General features: G+C 40.8%; 12 protein-coding genes. 4 read left to right on the top strand and 8 right to left on the bottom strand.

Going from position 1 to position 16,344, the window contains the following annotated elements:
- The first annotated feature begins 62 nt into the window (after positions 1–62).
- Positions 63–1,178, top strand: a complete 1,116-nt coding sequence (locus tag AAEY97_RS14070; protein WP_335692136.1) for an NAD(P)H-hydrate dehydratase — start codon at positions 63–65, stop codon at positions 1,176–1,178.
- 245 nt (positions 1,179–1,423) lie between these two features.
- Here AAEY97_RS14070 and proX (AAEY97_RS14065) read toward each other — a convergent pair whose 3' ends face one another.
- The 4 genes from proX (AAEY97_RS14065) to proV all read right to left on the bottom strand — a co-directional run bounded on the left by proX (AAEY97_RS14065) (position 1,424) and on the right by proV (position 5,941).
- Complete coding sequence (gene proX / locus AAEY97_RS14065) at positions 1,424–2,458, bottom strand: glycine betaine/L-proline ABC transporter substrate-binding protein ProX (protein ID WP_350999485.1); 1,035 nt, start codon at positions 2,456–2,458, stop codon at positions 1,424–1,426.
- A gap of 347 nt (positions 2,459–2,805) precedes the next feature.
- Complete coding sequence (gene proX / locus AAEY97_RS14060) at positions 2,806–3,840, bottom strand: glycine betaine/L-proline ABC transporter substrate-binding protein ProX (RefSeq protein WP_162022988.1); 1,035 nt, start codon at positions 3,838–3,840, stop codon at positions 2,806–2,808.
- Positions 3,837–4,688, bottom strand: coding sequence for an ABC transporter permease (locus AAEY97_RS14055; RefSeq protein WP_101088453.1), 852 nt, complete (start codon positions 4,686–4,688; stop codon positions 3,837–3,839). Before AAEY97_RS14055 ends, proX (AAEY97_RS14060) begins: the two co-directional genes overlap by 4 nt.
- A gap of 26 nt (positions 4,689–4,714) precedes the next feature.
- Positions 4,715–5,941, bottom strand: coding sequence for a glycine betaine/L-proline ABC transporter ATP-binding protein ProV (proV, locus tag AAEY97_RS14050; RefSeq protein WP_192114803.1), 1,227 nt, complete (start codon positions 5,939–5,941; stop codon positions 4,715–4,717).
- Positions 5,942–6,693: 752 nt separating this feature from the next.
- Here proV and AAEY97_RS14045 point away from each other — a divergent pair.
- Positions 6,694–6,951 carry a hypothetical protein gene (locus AAEY97_RS14045; RefSeq protein ID WP_162022986.1) on the top strand — a complete coding sequence of 86 codons (258 nt, stop codon included), beginning with the start codon at positions 6,694–6,696 and terminating at the stop codon, positions 6,949–6,951.
- 425 nt (positions 6,952–7,376) lie between these two features.
- On the opposite strand, the gene AAEY97_RS14040 is transcribed toward AAEY97_RS14045, so the two are convergent.
- The gene (locus AAEY97_RS14040; RefSeq protein WP_101088456.1) at positions 7,377–7,694 is read right to left on the bottom strand and encodes a chaperone modulator CbpM; all 318 of its coding nucleotides are present in this window, start codon (positions 7,692–7,694) and stop codon (positions 7,377–7,379) included.
- A gap of 2 nt (positions 7,695–7,696) precedes the next feature.
- Positions 7,697–8,668 (bottom strand): DnaJ C-terminal domain-containing protein, encoded by a 972-nt coding sequence (locus AAEY97_RS14035; RefSeq protein WP_101088457.1) that lies wholly within the window; start codon positions 8,666–8,668, stop codon positions 7,697–7,699.
- Between the two features lie 1,008 nt (positions 8,669–9,676).
- Here AAEY97_RS14035 and AAEY97_RS14030 point away from each other — a divergent pair.
- Together AAEY97_RS14030 and AAEY97_RS14025 are read left to right on the top strand one after the other, a co-directional pair.
- Entirely contained in the window at positions 9,677–11,554 is a 1,878-nt protein-coding gene (locus tag AAEY97_RS14030; protein ID WP_101088458.1) for a DUF294 nucleotidyltransferase-like domain-containing protein, read from the top strand.
- Positions 11,555–11,564: 10 nt separating this feature from the next.
- Entirely contained in the window at positions 11,565–12,281 is a 717-nt protein-coding gene (locus AAEY97_RS14025; RefSeq protein ID WP_101088459.1) for a 3'-5' exonuclease, read from the top strand.
- 78 nt (positions 12,282–12,359) lie between these two features.
- On the opposite strand, the gene AAEY97_RS14020 is transcribed toward AAEY97_RS14025, so the two are convergent.
- Positions 12,360–13,940 carry a BCCT family transporter gene (locus AAEY97_RS14020; RefSeq protein WP_350999478.1) on the bottom strand — a complete coding sequence of 527 codons (1,581 nt, stop codon included), beginning with the start codon at positions 13,938–13,940 and terminating at the stop codon, positions 12,360–12,362.
- 551 nt (positions 13,941–14,491) lie between these two features.
- A complete protein-coding gene (locus tag AAEY97_RS14015) occupies positions 14,492–16,039 on the bottom strand; it encodes a methyl-accepting chemotaxis protein (protein WP_350999475.1) in 1,548 nt (515 codons plus the stop codon).
- Between the last annotated feature and the right edge of the window lie 305 nt (positions 16,040–16,344).

The following is a 16,344-nucleotide window of genomic DNA, read 5'->3' as shown; positions in this document are numbered from 1 at the left end:
TACGGTTTTCCTGTTTGTGCTACTTTATTGTATCGATATGCAAAATTAACTCGCGAGTGCCAATGAATACGTTAACCCTTGAATATATCAAAAGTATATTGCCTCCAAGGCCGGATAACAGCCATAAAATGACTTTTGGCCATGTATTGAATATTGCTGGTTCATTGCATTATCGGGGAGCGGCTTATTTGTCGAGTTTATCCGCATTACGAGTTGGTGCGGGTTACGTCACCTTAGCCAGTAGCCCATCGGTATGTGACAGTGTGAGTGCATTAACGCCAAATGTTGTTACCTTGCCACTACTCACTCATGTAACACAAAGGCATGATGATGCAGAGCAAGCAACAGACTTATTATCAACAAAGATGCAGCCATCGAATACTCAGTCGAGTGACCTACAAGCTATTGACGTACAGGCCATTGATAAAAGGGCTGTGTTACAACTTCGCGATAAACTCAACCAAGCCAGTGTCATTTCCATGGGCAGTGGATTAAGTATTGGCCACAGTACTGACCAACTCATTATTAGCCCTAACATTAGCACTAACATTAGTCCTCTCGCTAACCCTCCACTCAGTAACAAACATCTTAGCAACAGCCATTCACAGGGTTTATCTGTTCCTGATGGCAATAATGGATTTTTTTACGCCCTATTAACTGAGATACAAGCTAATCCTAATCCGGTCATCTTTGACGCTGACGCACTTAACTTTATGAGTCACTTACTTCATCCTAGCGGCCCATCGAAAACATCTATCAACTTGCCCAAAAACAGCATTATCACACCACACCCAAAGGAGTTATCAAGGTTACTCAATGTTGATGTCAGCGAAATTCAAGCCAAACGGGTGCACTATGCCAGTATTGCCGCTAAGCAATTAAACACAGTGGTGGTACTTAAAGGCAAACACAGTGTGATTAGTGATGGCGAGCGAGTATTTATCAACCCAACAGGTAACAGCGCGCTAGCCAAAGCCGGAACCGGCGATGTGTTAACAGGTATGATTTCAGGGTTTTGCGCTCAAGGCGTTAGCCCAATAAATGCAGCGTGTTTGGGTGTCTATTTACACGGTTTGGCAGGCGACATTGCTGCAGAGGACTTAAGCCAATATGGCATGTTAGCCAGTGACCTACTTAACTATATTCCTAACGCTATTTTAAAAGTATTAGCCGTTTAACCGATGCTAAATCAGCGCGTGATGGTGACCAATACCGAGATGGCTTACCAAAGGCTAGATCGTAATAATGCATGCTATAAATGTTTATTCATACCCTATTTTCAAACACAAAAGTAAATGACCTCTTCATTGATAAGTAGTGGTTATATGTCAAATTGTCTTTATACACACCAGTCTTATCTTTAAAAAACCCGGAAACATGGTATGTGTGCTCCGGGTTACCAATGAGCTATTGCAAGTTGAGATTATTTGGCCGCATTTCGTGCTTCAGTCAGCCAACCGTTCCATTTATCCTGATTTTTGGCAATCCACTCATTCACGTGGCCTTGAATATCCTGGGTACTCTTTTCGCCTTCGTTCATCCGAGTGTTTTGTTCGTTGATATCGCCAAGCGGCAAGGTAAATACCTCAAAAAATTTCCTTGCTGCGGGATTCTGCTTGGTGAATTTTTTGTTGGCGACTATTTGGATGTCAGAAACAACAAAACCTAGTTTTACTGGGTCAGAAACCGCGCCTTCAATGTCACTCAACGTCATTCGTTCAACACCAGAACGTTGAGCTTCGGATGGCTTAATTTCAGGCACGTTTATCCAGACAACGTCCTTGCCTGGTTTCAGTTTGAAAATGGTCCAGTTTGGTGCCCAGGTATAGAAAAATATTGGTCCACCATTTTTATAACCCGCCATCGCTGACGCCATTCCTGCTGCATATGAAGCGGTCACAGGATTGATAGCATCTTTGAGATCGTATACATCCATATGGTGGCTGATGACTTTTTCACATCCCCAACCTGGAGGGCAAGCGGTCAGATCGGCCTTGCCATCGCCATTGGTATCAAAGGCTTTTTTCACTTCAGGGCGTTTAAAATCTTCAAGGGAGGTAATATTATATTTATCGGCCTCTTTCTTAGACACCAAATAGCCCTGCAGACCCCCAGCCTTAACCACAAAACCAACTTTCTCACCTTTGTCATAAAATCCTTTCGGCATCTGGCTGTCATGATTTGGAAACCAGCCATTGGTCCAATAATCAACATCACCGAGAGTCACGGTTTTGTAAAAGATCGGATTCGACAGATCTTTAGGTTTTTCTACATCATACCCCAGTGTTTCAAGACCTCGTCGTACAAGCGCTTCCTGAAAAAATCCCGTGTCCCACGTGGCCCGCGCAGGTTTAACGGTTACGCCTTCACCTGGCTGGTGATTATCGGCAAGAGCTGCAGACCCTGTCATGGTTATTGCAGCTAAAGCGACACCCATTATTACTTTCTTAATTATCATTTTCGTTCCTTATTTTTTGTTGCCATAGATTGGGTCATTATCTTTAAATAATTACCAATAATAGACCTGTACCTTTGGACTTAAATAAGCACATTCATTTTTTTTATGAATTATATTTTAAATAATATGTTGAATTCGAAATGTATTTTGAAAAATATGATAAGAACTTAGGCTTGTTCCTTTGAAAAACATCATTGCCTCTTTAGGGGCTAAATCACTATCAGCTTAGTCCTCTATTTTGAAAGCGCTGGCATACGTTTTACTAAACACTTGGGGGGTTGTATAAAAATAACCCGTAAGCACGGTATGTGTGCTCCGGGTTACCAATAAGCTATTGCAGGTTGAGACTATTTAGCAGCATTACGTGCTTCAGTCAGCCAACCGTTCCATTGATCTTGGTTTTTGGCAATCCACGCATCAACGTGGCGTTGAATGTCCTGTTCACTCTTTTCGCCATCGTTCATCCGAGTATTCTGTTCGTTGACGTCGGCAAGCTGCAGGGTAAATACTTCAAAAAATTTCCTAGCTGCTGGATTTTGCTTGGTGAATTTTTTGTTGGCGACGACCTGGATGTCAGAAGCAACAAAACCAAGTTTTACCGGGTCAGAAACTGCGCCTTCAAGTCCCTTTATCGTCATTCGTTCAACAGCAGAACTTTGTGCTTTGGTCGGATTGATTTCAGGCACGTTGATCCACACAACGTCCTTGCCTGGCTTCAGTTTAAAAATGGTCCAATTTGGTGCCCAGGTATAGAAGAAGATTGGTCCACCATTTTTATAACCCGCCATCGCCGATGCCATTCCTGCTGCATATGCCGCTTTAACTGGATTGATAGCATCTTTGAGACCATATACGTCCATATGATGGGTGATTATTTTTTCACATCCCCAGCCTGGAGGGCAGGCAGTCAGATCGGCCTTGCCATCACCATTGGTATCAAAGGCTTTCTTCACCTCAGGGCGTTTAAAATCTTCAAGGGAGGTAATATTATATTTATCGGCCTCTTTTTTAGACACTAAATAGCCACCCAGTCCACCGGCTTTCATGACATAACCAATCTTTTCAGCTTTTTTATCAAAATTTTTCGGTAGTTGATCGTTATGCATTGGAAACCAACCATTGGTCCAATAATCAATATCACCGAGAGTGACCGTTTTGTAAAAGATTGGATTGACCAGCGTTTTGGGCTTTTCCACATCATACCCAAGAGTCTCAAGGCCTCGTCGTACAAGCGCTTCCTGAAAAAAACCGGTGTCCCATGTCGCTCGAGCTGGTTTAACGGTTATGCCTTCTCCTGGCTTGAGAGTATCAGCAAGAGCTGCAGACCCTGTCATTGTGATTGCAGCTAAAGCTGCGCCCAGTATTACTTTTTTAAGTATCATTTTACGTCCTTATTTTTTGGGGTTGCCATTGATTGGGTGATTCTATCTAGAATGATTGCTAATAAAACAATCGCAAGACCGCCAACCGTGGCCAAACCAATATCAAGTGTATTTAAGCCCAGAACGACAGGTGCCCCGAGGCCTCCTGCGCCAATCATTGCGGCGATAACCACCATGGAGAGCGACATCATGATGGTCTGATTAAGACCAGCCATGATGGTCGGAAGAGCAAGTGGTATCTGAACTTTAAGTAAAACCTGCGAGCTTGTTGCCCCAAAGGCGAGCGCAGCCTCGACTAACTCTGGGTGTACCTGCCTGATACCGAGACTGGTTAATCTAACCAACGGTGGCAGGGCAAAAATGATGGTTGCAAGAACACCCGCAGTGTTGCCAATAGAAAAAAGCATCACTATAGGTACCAAATAGACAAAGGCTGGCGTTGTCTGCATCGCATCCAAAATGGGTCGTAGAATGTTATTAACACGATCACTGCGTCCAGCCCATATACCAAATGGCACGCCAACAACGGTGCAGAACACAACAGATGAAAATACCATGGCGAGGGTTATCATGGTTTCAGACCAGAAACCAAGCAGACCAATGAGAATCAACGATGCAAGCGTAAAACCAGCAAGCTTGAAACCTGACACCCGCCAAGCAATGACGCCAAACAGTGCAATAACAAGCAGAGGTGAAGTTGCCAGAAGTCCATCTGACACACTCGATAAAATGAAATCTACGGGCCATTTTATCATCTGGAAAAACCATCGATACCCTTCTACCAACCAGTCAACAAGGCTTGTGATCCATGCATCTAAGGGAATAACTCTTTCATTAAAACTGAACATGATATAACACTCCTGAAGCTAGTATTCTAAGATGCTGACTGCTCAAAATAAGTCCCCTTCTCTGCACGGTTTAAGGTACGAAGAAACAGATTTTTAGAAACAACTCCGCGATATCTATTTTCTGAGTTTACAACTGGAATAGGCCAAGAATGAGATGCTACCAAAGATAAAATGTCTTGAAGACTATCGGTTTCCTGAACAGATTTAGCTTCTGCAAGAAAGGCATGCTCAAGTTTGCTGGTACCATTTCCTTGGTCAATAGCGTCGCGCAGGGAATCTGAAGAGACAACACCTAAAAACCGGTGTTCTGAATCTAATACATAGGCAAATTCGCGATCTTTCATACTCAACATTTCTAATGTGGCTCGTGGGCTACCTGCTTTAGTATGCCAAACGACCGTTGGCTGGCTATCGCGGGCAATGTCCCCTGCGGAGATAACACCGGTTGGATCAACACCGCGGAAAAAAGCGCGTACATAATCGTCAGCGGGATTTTGCAAAATCTCTTCTGGCGTCCCGACTTGGATAACTCGGCCGCCCTGCATAATGGCAATTCGGTCACCAATACGTAGTGCTTCGTCTAAATCATGGGAGATAAAAATGATGGTGCGCTCATGACGATCTTGCAGTTTAAGCAGTTCATCTTGCATCTCTGTCTTAATAAGAGGATCAAGCGCCGAAAATGCCTCATCCATGAGCAAGATATCAGGATCAACCGCTAAACCTCGCGCCAATCCCACTCGCTGCTGCATACCACCACTTAACTCTTTGGGATATGCATTCTCCAAGCCTTCGAGTCCGACTTGTTTTAAAGCATCTAGAGCTCGCTCTTCACGTTGTTTCTTATCCATACCATCAAGCTCGAGTCCAAATGCAGCATTTTCTAACACTGTTTGGTGAGGCATAAGAGCGAAAGACTGAAAGACCATACTGGTTTTACTTCTGCGAAACTTTACCAGCTCATCCTTATTCATTTTGAGGATATTTTGACCATCAACTAACACCTCTCCAGACGTTGGTTCAATAAGCCTGTTTAGCATTCTTACTAGAGTTGATTTTCCTGAGCCGGACAGACCCATCACGACAAAAATTTCACCTTTGTTCACAGTAAAGCTTGCACCTTGAACTGCAACAGTTAGTCCTGTCTGTTCGTAAATTTCTTCTTTACTTTTCCCTTGTTCAAGTAATTTTACCCCCTTGCGAGGTTCAGAACCAAAAACCTTATAGAGATTTTTTATTACTATTTTTTCCATAATATTTTCCATGACGCTCTTTTACGCCGTTCTGCTTTTTTGTACTAACGCTACATAAAAAGCACGTGAATAAATTTTGCGCTGTTAAATATTTACCACACACTTTCGCGATATATTTTATACAGTAGTCCCTAAACGCTAATCATGTCAATGTTAGTGTTTTCAAAAACAGACATAAATCATTGAATTTAATTGTAAAAATAAAACCCAGATTACCCTTATATTTGTTAGGGGTAATTTATTGATTTAGTTGTCTACATCATCCTCGTTAACTAAGCACTATGTGGTTAATCATTTAGGCTTATCGTTAATTGGCTAGTTAGTAAATTTATAGGCTTCAGAAACTGAATTAATTTGCTGTTTTTTAATTCACATGAATCAAGTGTTTTATGCAGTGATGACTTATCTTTTCATGGCTAGATTATGAATATTTATCGTACGACTACACAACCACTTTGACTCACTAACGTTATTGTTGGCTTATACTTTTGTTAAGAAGTATTACATGAGTTTTTCTGTTTCTCTTGTCACATTAATTACGTTGATGCTCCTCGCCAAGCAAGTCACATCACGCGCCCTCTGTTTGATGGGTTATTTATGAGTGTTACCCCTGTCATCGCGGGTTGTAAGCGATGACAGCAAATTACAACCTTCGCCTATAGCCATTTAGAATGATTACAAAAACAGGATGATTATAGAGTCGGGATCGGATCACATTTAACATGATAGTGAAAATTGTATAACCGCAAATAATGATATTTGGTGATGCTGATAATAGCGATATTCGCCATGTGCCTAGCTTACTTGCGGTGATCCTAACTATGACGATGTTTATGTTTGTATCAGCGGCAATTATTCGTGAGAAAGCACTAGATAATACGGCGTTTTTAATTGTAACTCCGATGTCGCTATTGGATATTTTTAGCACCGCTACGCGCTGGTTTAGATTCGTTATTGTTGGTATCTTTCTCGTCTATCTGTGTCTGTTTACCATTGAGCTTGTTCATTAATACCATTGCAAAAAACCAACTTCAAACGCTGTAATTATCCATTATTATATTGATGTCATCGATTTGATTATCTGAATTTGTGTTCCTTTATTAAACGATGCCTATATGCGGCACAATCGGTAGAAGAAGCATTGCCTACAGCCCATTTATGGTCAGAGGCATTGTACTTAAATGAGCACAAGTGATGTCATTAGGCCACAATCAACAGTCATTATTCGGCTTTAACTGTATTTTAGCTGTATTGGTTTTTTAGCGGCAAAGAACGTTAATAAACCTTTATAAACAGCTTAAATAACGATAGTTAGGTAGCATTAATTAAATGACTGTCCTAAATCGCGGTACTTACATAATCAGGCTGCCGCTTAATCGCAACTGCCAATGAGAAGTGTAACGAGCCTTAACATCCAATAGTCAGCGATATGTCATTATATTTTAAACCGACTTAGTTGCTGTTTTAGCATATGGACTTCATGATCTAATCGGTCTCTTTCATCGAGTAATTGTAAAATTAAACCAATGCCACCCCAGTCGAGTGCCAGATCACGTTGAATGCGCGTAGCTTTTTTAACTTGATGTAAATTCTCGACACTAAATTGCCATGTTTCTATCACCTCGCCCTGCAATGGAATCGCAATACTGTGCTCCACAAGTTCAAGTAGTAAGGCTGAGCTGATATCACTGCACTCGCACAGTTCATCACTACTCAACCAACAATCTTGTTCGCTTATATTAATCTGCAGCATCGTTATTTACTCCAACTGGCACGTGGGTCGAATTTATTTTTCTCTGCTAATTCAGTCCACAATTGTGTGCTTGTTTCGTCTGGTGATGTCGGGACGACTATTTTGAGTACAGCAAATAAGTCCCCATGTACTTTTTTACTGAGTAAGCCTTTTCCTTTTATACGTAATCGCTGTCCTGACTGACTATTAGCAGGGATAGTGAGCTGAATATGACCGGTTAACGTGGGCAGTTTAAGCTTGGTACCCAGCACTGCTTCCCATGGCGCTATTGGCACAACAATGCTCAAATCTCGGCCATCAACATCAAACATTGGATGAGGCACAAACCGAATTTGTAAATAGAGATCGCCATTGTCGGCCTTGGTCGGTCCCGGACCGCCCTGTCCTTTCAAGCGAATACGTTCGCCATTAACAACGCCAGCAGGAATTTTAACTTTTAACGATTTAGGTTGCTCAACGATACGACCGCTAGGTTCTCGTTGTTGTAAGGTAAACTCGACTGGCTTAAGAGTATCGACCAATGTTTCTTCGAGAAACATCGGAAACTCAATTTCAATATCTTGGCCTTTTGGGGGCTGGGTTTGGCGTTGCCTATGTTGGCCACCTTGTTCAAAACCACCGTGGCTTGAACCAAAAATTGAACTAAAAAAGTCTGAAAATTCTTGATCGGTTTGAGGATCGCTTTGCTGTTGTCCCCAATTTTGACTGGCGCCATTCGCTCCACCTTGATTGGCATAGCTATTTTGGGTTCTATTAAGATGATGATGACGTAACTCGTCATATTCGGCTCGCTTTTTAGTGTTATGCAACACCTCATAGGCTTCACCAATTTCTTTGAATTTTTCTTCTGCATCTGGATGTTTACTCACATCGGGATGATACTGCACGGCGAGTTTTTTATAAGCGACCTTTACCGCTTTATCATTCGCTTTAGGATCGATGCCTAATACAGTGTAATAGTCTTTAAAATTCATTTTATCCCCTCACAGAGAGCAAGTTTGCAACGGATCAATAAACAGCTTTTAACCCATCTACAGTAATCAGTTTAGGCCCACAGACAAACTATACGCTTGATCTTGATCAACTCTATTACAGTATAGCGAGTTTAGTTAATGCGCATTGCATGATTAATAAAACATCATCCGCTTAAATAACACTACATCAGCATAACCCTATGAAATTGATTTATATCCTAAACACTATGCCTTAACTTCATTCACAAAAGTGCCAAGCTTAGTTAACAATATAAAGCTAACTCAATGACACAATAGCAGTACTATCATCCATTTTTGAACACGATGATACCTTACACAACGGCATGAAAGCATGGTGTCAGCAGCATAAATTTGATCTGTAAAATCTTCAGCTAAAATGGATAACACGCCCATCATCTCGGGCTATATATGTTGATAAATATCAATAAATTGACTTAGATTGTGCTGCTTAGTATTGCACTTAAATAAACTGGCACCTCGAGTGCAGCGCTTGCTATCGAGTTACATTACGTTCTACAACCTTATATCGATGTTCACATAACAAGAGACTCTGCTTAATTAACAGCCTTTATCCTCAGAGAAAATTCGTATTTTTAGCTTCTATGGCGTTAATTACGCACGAATAAGTATGGATAGATTAACCACTTAGGCTGGAATTTATAAAATTGCCTTATTAAAATCGAACAGTAAATGTCATCATTGATGACAATATTCAGCAATGTCACTTGTTTCACCAAATTAACTCAATATCTAACCACACAGAAATGCTTTGGGTACAATATCAGAACAGCAGTGCTACTATGGCTAATAACATAAGTAGATTATCGTTCGTTTTGGCTAGGCCACCATCATTACTGGTTAACACGTAAAGGTAACTAATGGCCTCAGCAACCGCTATATATTCGAACACAATAGCAATTTTCACTCGTATGATAGCTAAATAGATATTAACAATTCTCCAGTCATCACCAACTAGCAGGTCTATTCATGACAGCCGAAGTACTCGAAATTCAGAGCTTTATTGCTCAGTACGCCCCATTTGATCAGCTTCCAGAACAAGTGTTAATTGACGTTGCTAAAAGTGTTGAGATTTCTTATTACCGCACAGATAGCATGATTGTTAACTTTAATGACAACGTTAAAGAGCTATATATGATCCGCAGCGGAGTCGTAGAGTTATATCGCCGTAAAGGTGAACTTTATAATCGTTTAGACCAGGGTCAGTTATTTGGACAAATGGGCTTGTTAACCAATAATAAAGTGCGCTTCCCAGCCAAAGCGGTAAAAGATACGCTGGTATACTGTATTCCTGAGTCGGTATTCAATGATTTGTGCGAGAATTATGATGATTTTGCTGATTTTGTTGAAGCTGAGGATTCCACCCGTTTAAAACAAGCGGTAAAAGGAAAAACCGATGATGCTAATGCACTGACCACTTCCAAAGTAAAAACCTTAGTTACCAGAGAGCCTGTGGTTCTGTCCTGTAATAGCAGCATACAAGCTGTGGCCAAAATCATGGCCGAAGAGAATATATCTGCGGTATTAATTAATGACCCAGATATAGATGATCAACAAGATAGCAGTTTCGTTGGTATTATTACCGAACATGATCTCTGCGCTAAGGTCATTGCAGCCGGGGTAAGTGTTGATAATCCTATTTCACAAGTCATGTCGACCGATTTAATTTCGCTGGATCACAACGCGTATATTTTTGAAGCGATGTTGCTTATGCTGCGCAACAATATTGATCATCTGCCCATTCTAAAAAATAAGAAACCGATTGGTCTGATTGAAGTTGCGGATATCATTCGCTACGAATCGCAAAATAGTTTGTTATTTGTAAGCAGTATCTTCCAGCAAAAAAGTAGCGAAGATTTAGTGCTGCTTTCTGCGGAGTTAAAAAACTGTTTTGTACGCATGGTTAACGAAGACGCTAATTCACACATGGTCGGACGGGCAATGTCTGAAATCGGTCGTAACTTTAAACAGCGTTTATTAGAACTTGCAGAAGAAAAGTTCGGCCCGCCACCTGTTCCATATTGCTTCTTAGCTCTGGGTTCGATGGCTCGAGATGAACAGCTAATGGTGACCGATCAGGATAATGCTATTATCCTGGATAATAGCTATAACGTTGCGTTGCATGGAGCATATTTTGAAAAGTTAGCAGATTTTGTTTGTGATGGTTTAGCTGCCTGCGGGTACAGTTACTGCACCGGTGATATTATGGCAAGTAACCCTGAATACCGTAAAACACGCGAGCAATGGGAAGAATGTTTCGGTGACTGGATAGAAAACCCCAACCCTCAAGCCTTATTAAACTGCTCTATTTTCTTTGATCTTACGGGGGTTTATGGTCGCATAAAATGGGCCGAACAACTCAATGCCTTTATCTTAAGTAAAGCCAAGAAAAACAACCGCTTTTTAGCCTGTTTAGCACACAATGCCCTCAACCGAAAACCACCTCTGGGATTCTTTAAAGATTTTGTGATGGAAAAAGATGGTCGTCATAATAACTCTATCAATTTAAAACGTCGTGGTACTGCGCCATTGGCCGATTTGATCCGAGTGCATGCCCTTGCCATCGGCTCACAATCACAAAACTCATTTGAACGTTTAGAAGACATTATCGATTCGGGTATTCTGCCTACATCCAAGGGCGAAGATTTACAACATGCCATGGAGCTTATTTCTTTGGTTCGTTTGCGTCATCAGTCAACAGACATAGAGTCTGGGATTGAGCCTGATAATAATATTGAACCCGAAAGTATGTCTGATTTTGAAAGACGCAACCTTAAAGATGCTTTTTTAGTGTTAAGCAATGCGCAAAACTTTTTAAAATATCGCTACAGTTCTAACAAACTTTAAAGGTTAACTCATGACTAATTTCAGCGACCAGGAGATTTTAAACTGGCAAGCCTTTCTAGAATTAAAAGCCAATAACAGTAAAGATAAACGCCTGCATGATTTTTATCATGCAGGTACTTATCATAATGAAACACCATTAAGTGATATTGAGTTTGTCGCATTGGATTTTGAAACTACCGGTTTAGATTCACAGCAAAACAGCATCATTAGTATTGGGCTAGTACCATTTAATTTACAGCGAATTTTTTGTAGTAAAGCAAAAAAATGGTATCTCAACCCTATCGATAAATTACAAGAAAACTCAATTATTATTCACGGTATTACCCACTCAGATTTACAAGGTGCACCAGATTTGTTGTTGATTTTGGAGCAGCTTTTAAATGAATTGGCTGGAAAAGTTGTGGTGGTGCATTATCGGCATATTGAGCGTGATTTTCTTGACCACACTTTACGCATGTTGATTAATGAAGGTATTGTGTTTCCGGTTATCGATACCATGCAGATTGAGGCTAATGTGCAACGGGCGAAGTCACAAGGGTTGCTTAATTTATTTAAAAGAAAGCGCACAGAATCAATTCGGCTTGCCAATAGCCGTGAACGTTATCACTTACCTGCTTATGCCCCTCATGATGCGTTAACCGATGCAATTGCCACCGCAGAGTTACTGCAGGCTCAAATTAAATATCATTTTAGTCCAGACACTGCGATTGACAAATTATGGTTGTAATGTGCTTTGATTGATCAAAAATTATGCTTAAAAAAAAGCCGATGAATCAATCATCGGCTTTTTTGTAGCAAATAAAAACTAGTTTTTATTATGTTTTTCAGTGCGCATACCCATCAACAAACTGACACACATTACCAATAAAATAATGGTAAAGGGTAAGGCCGTCGAAATGGCACCTGCTTGTAATGCCTCAATCGCCTGAGTGCCACCAACCCAGAGTAATACCGCTGCGATAGCACCCTCAATTGTAGCCCAAAAAATACGTTGTGGGATCGGCGCATCAATTTTACCACCGGCAGTAATACTGTCTATCACCAACGACCCGGAATCGGAAGAGGTAATAAAGAAAACCAGTACCAGTAGCACAGCTATCATTGATAAAATATTGCCTAATGGCAGTGCATCAAACATCTGGAACATAGCAAGCGGAACGTCCGTTAGTCCTTCACTGCCTAATATGCCGACCTCATTGACAACTTGGTCAATAGCGACACCACCAAATACTGACATCCATAAGATAGTCACTGATGTTGGTATAATTAATACTGCGGTAAGAAATTCACGTACCGTACGGCCACGAGAAATACGAGCAATAAACATACCCACAAATGGAGACCATGAAATCCACCATGCCCAATAAAACACGGTCCAGCCGTGCATCCAAGCTTCATCTTCACGACCAATTGGATTACTCAAGGGAATGATATTCTTAACATAACCCATTACTGTGGTAGGAATAGTGCCCATAGAAACAGCAGCGGTCACAAGCGCAACAAAGACAACTAAAACAACAGCAAGTAACATATTGACGTTACTGATTACTTTAACACCACCTTCAAGCCCGCGTACCACAGAGACAATAGCCAGCATGGTCACTACAACAATAATAGTGATTTGCAAGGATAGGTCACCTTCAATACCAAACACGTGCTGGAAACCACCCGCAGCTTGTTGAGCACCTAAACCGAGTGATGTTGCCAAACCAAATAATGTGGCGATTACAGCTAAAACATCAATCACATGTCCGGGCCAACCCCAGGTACGGTCGCCTAATATAGGATAAAAAGCAGAACGTATGGAAAGCGGTAAGCCTTTGTTGTACGCAAAGAAAGATAACGATAAGGCGACTACGCCATAAACCGCCCAAGGGTGTAATCCCCAATGGAACATAGTTGCACCCAGTGCAAGCTCTGCTGCTGCCGGGGTATTGGCGACCACATTCAGTGGTGTTTCATACCAGCCGGTGTAATACGCTAACGGTTCTGCAACGCCCCAAAACATCAAACCAATACCCATACCTGCTGCAAAAAGCATCGCTATCCAGGACAGTCTTGAATGATCGGCTTTTGCGCCGTCACCACCTAGGCGAATTTTACCATAAGGTGACACAATTAATGCCAGACAGAAGATTACAAATAGATTCATAGACCACATAAAGAGACCGTCAAATGCCCCTATTATCTGCCATTTCATACCATCTAAAAATTCTTTTGATGTTGCCGGGTCGATAATTAAAATGGCAATTAAAAAAATAGCGATTAAGCCTGCACTCGTTCCAAATACAGGGTTATGTATATCAAAACCCCATTTTTGAATGTTATCTTGCCCGACAGTATAATCGGAGTTATCTATACTGTATTTGTCCTTATTTATCTTCATAAAACCTCAATTAGAGCCGCCTTGCCCTATTAAATTGATACTCGATTGCATCTTCAGGCAAGGATTTTAACAAAATCGGCTCGTGATTTCAGGCTTATTTCAAAATCAGGTTAATTTAAAAATAAAAAACATATAAATAATCATATATTTATATATCACATTCTGTATTTTCGCTTCACCAAACATGAACATAAATAACAGCTATTAACAGGCTAATTTTGCGATCACTTTCCTTGCAGGTTTTAGCCTTAAACAGAAAAGCCTAAATATTTAACTAAGCTAGCCTTTAAAGACTAATAAGTTAAAGATAATGTTTTTACCGATATGAATAAACGGTATGTTTATGGGCGGTTTCTACAAGGTAATAATTTTAGCTTACTTGATTTTTTTACGCTGCTAATGTTGATTGTTAATAACGCACAACAAGTGAATTTAGATTGCTGTTCATGTTGGAACTTAGTCAATGAATGAAAAACATGATTCCCCTGTGTTAAGTTTCGTTGGCAACATACTCATAAAATCATAAAAATTAGCCGGATAGAGCTCATTATTTATGACTCTTCGGCCTTGTAACCAATTCTAAATCCTCCCCAATGCTTGCCGTTAACGTAAATTGGTGCAGAGAGATCATGCATCACCTCACCGGTATCACGCTTATATGTTTGCAGTAAAAAACTTTCAGTATTGTTGCCGCATCGCTTTCCTGTAGGGTCATTAAAAATGCGTTTGGTGCGATTACCAGCAAGATCTTGCTCCCGGTTTCCGCTTAAAGGCTGAGAAAATTTGATATTGTGGGTAGGGAAATACCCTCTTACATCTACAGCTCCGGCATAAATAATATCAGTATTATTTTTTAAAATGGCCTCTTGAATGTTAGGTAAATTGGAGTCTGTAAAACGGTCAAAACCAGTGGTAAATTTTTGAGGGTCGGTTTTAGGGATTGGCTGGTAATTTGAGTCAAATAATTGGGCTTGTGTGAGTGAACCTTTTAACAGAGCATTTTCAAAAACCGCTCCGACATCAGCCGCAGCATTGAGTGCGACATTAGCGATAATTGCGTGTTTATCCGATAAATCGAAACTTTGTAAATGACGAAATATCTGTTCTGCAAAACCACTAAGCTCAAGAACTCGATCTGAAGCTTCTATTAAGTCGGTATCAACTTTGAGTATAGAGGCCCCTATTCCTTCAATATTGGCACCTATGCCATTGGTGTTATCAACGGTAAAACCTACAGTTTGATCCATTTGCAGCATTTCGCTTGCTGCATCGGCCATGCTTTCTTGGCTTGCTTTTGTAAGAATATAAATCTCATTCATACGCTGAGAGAGTTTTCCCCCCATATCACTGACTCGTTGCATTGCTTGTACAGATTGAATGCTATTTTCACCAATTTCTGACAGCAATGATTCTATACCTTGCGTTGCTTCAGCCGTTTTATGTGCCAGATTACGAACTTCATCAGCAACCACGGCAAATCCTCTGCCTTGTTCACCAGCTCTAGCCGCTTCAATTGCAGCATTGAGTGCCAACATATTGGTTTGATCAGATAGTTTATTAATAGTGTCGGTGATACTGCTTATAGCGTTTGCTTTGTTGTTAAGTTCTATTAATAACACTGCAGTTGATTCAATTTCAGTAGACAAGCTGCGTTGTTGTTCATCAACTTGTTTTATTTCTTTGGCGTAGCTTGAAGCTTGGGTATTTGCCTCTTCAACCAGTAAACGTACTTTGGCTGATTGGCCTAACAGTTGTTGAGCACCTTGCTCTAAATTACCCGCACGCTCTGATATTTCTTGAACATGCTTTACTTGCAAACCCATTGCATGTGCTAGCTTTTCAATAAAAAATGACACTTCAGCCCCACCAATAGCAATTCGAGTGGCGGCTTTGCTGATACCACTCGCAACATGCTCATCGTGTTGAGATGACTCAAGGATTTCTGGGCTTATTTGTTTTTTGTGGGTAAGCAGTAGCGTGGCTACGGACGCGAGTGCGATCAATAATGCATACAGCCAAGGAGGTAAGGTTAAATAACTCAGCAGTACAGTGATGGCAAATACCACTAAACCATTAATCAAAATCATTCTATTTAGCATGAATACTCCAATCCATTTTTACTCAGATTAGCACTCTCTATGTCATTGTTGGCTATCGACTTTGGTCTAAGCGTTAATCGTCATCTCAACCGATGCGTTTAAACCGTATCAATGACGTAATCGAGCCATTGCATGATCTTGTTATTGCACATTATTTTCATAGATTGTTTTTCAACAAGCATTGCGTGACCGATTCAAGTATTTGAGTGAAGTTTACCGATGCAACAATTTGACATAACAGTCAGTACTAATACCTAAAGCAGCACGAATGAAACGTTTTTTGTTATCAATAGATCACATAAATA

This window comes from Shewanella sp. TB7-MNA-CIBAN-0143 (assembly GCF_040310065.1).
Classification (GTDB): Bacteria; Pseudomonadota; Gammaproteobacteria; order Enterobacterales; family Shewanellaceae; genus Shewanella.
This window is presented reverse-complemented; position numbering and strand designations above follow the sequence as displayed.

Coding starts and splice junctions, on each gene's coding strand:
- AAEY97_RS14025 (WP_101088459.1), top strand. CDS start 11,565: ATGACTAATTTCAGCGACCAGGAGATTTTAAACTGGCAAGCCTTTCTA.
- AAEY97_RS14020 (WP_350999478.1), bottom strand. CDS start 13,940: ATGAAGATAAATAAGGACAAATACAGTATAGATAACTCCGATTATACT.
- AAEY97_RS14035 (WP_101088457.1), bottom strand. CDS start 8,668: ATGAATTTTAAAGACTATTACACTGTATTAGGCATCGATCCTAAAGCG.
- proV (WP_192114803.1), bottom strand. CDS start 5,941: ATGGAAAAAATAGTAATAAAAAATCTCTATAAGGTTTTTGGTTCTGAA.
- AAEY97_RS14030 (WP_101088458.1), top strand. CDS start 9,677: ATGACAGCCGAAGTACTCGAAATTCAGAGCTTTATTGCTCAGTACGCC.
- AAEY97_RS14040 (WP_101088456.1), bottom strand. CDS start 7,694: ATGCTGCAGATTAATATAAGCGAACAAGATTGTTGGTTGAGTAGTGAT.
- AAEY97_RS14070 (WP_335692136.1), top strand. CDS start 63: ATGAATACGTTAACCCTTGAATATATCAAAAGTATATTGCCTCCAAGG.
- AAEY97_RS14055 (WP_101088453.1), bottom strand. CDS start 4,688: ATGTTCAGTTTTAATGAAAGAGTTATTCCCTTAGATGCATGGATCACA.
- AAEY97_RS14015 (WP_350999475.1), bottom strand. CDS start 16,039: ATGCTAAATAGAATGATTTTGATTAATGGTTTAGTGGTATTTGCCATC.
- proX (WP_162022988.1), bottom strand. CDS start 3,840: ATGATACTTAAAAAAGTAATACTGGGCGCAGCTTTAGCTGCAATCACA.
- AAEY97_RS14045 (WP_162022986.1), top strand. CDS start 6,694: ATGATATTTGGTGATGCTGATAATAGCGATATTCGCCATGTGCCTAGC.
- proX (WP_350999485.1), bottom strand. CDS start 2,458: ATGATAATTAAGAAAGTAATAATGGGTGTCGCTTTAGCTGCAATAACC.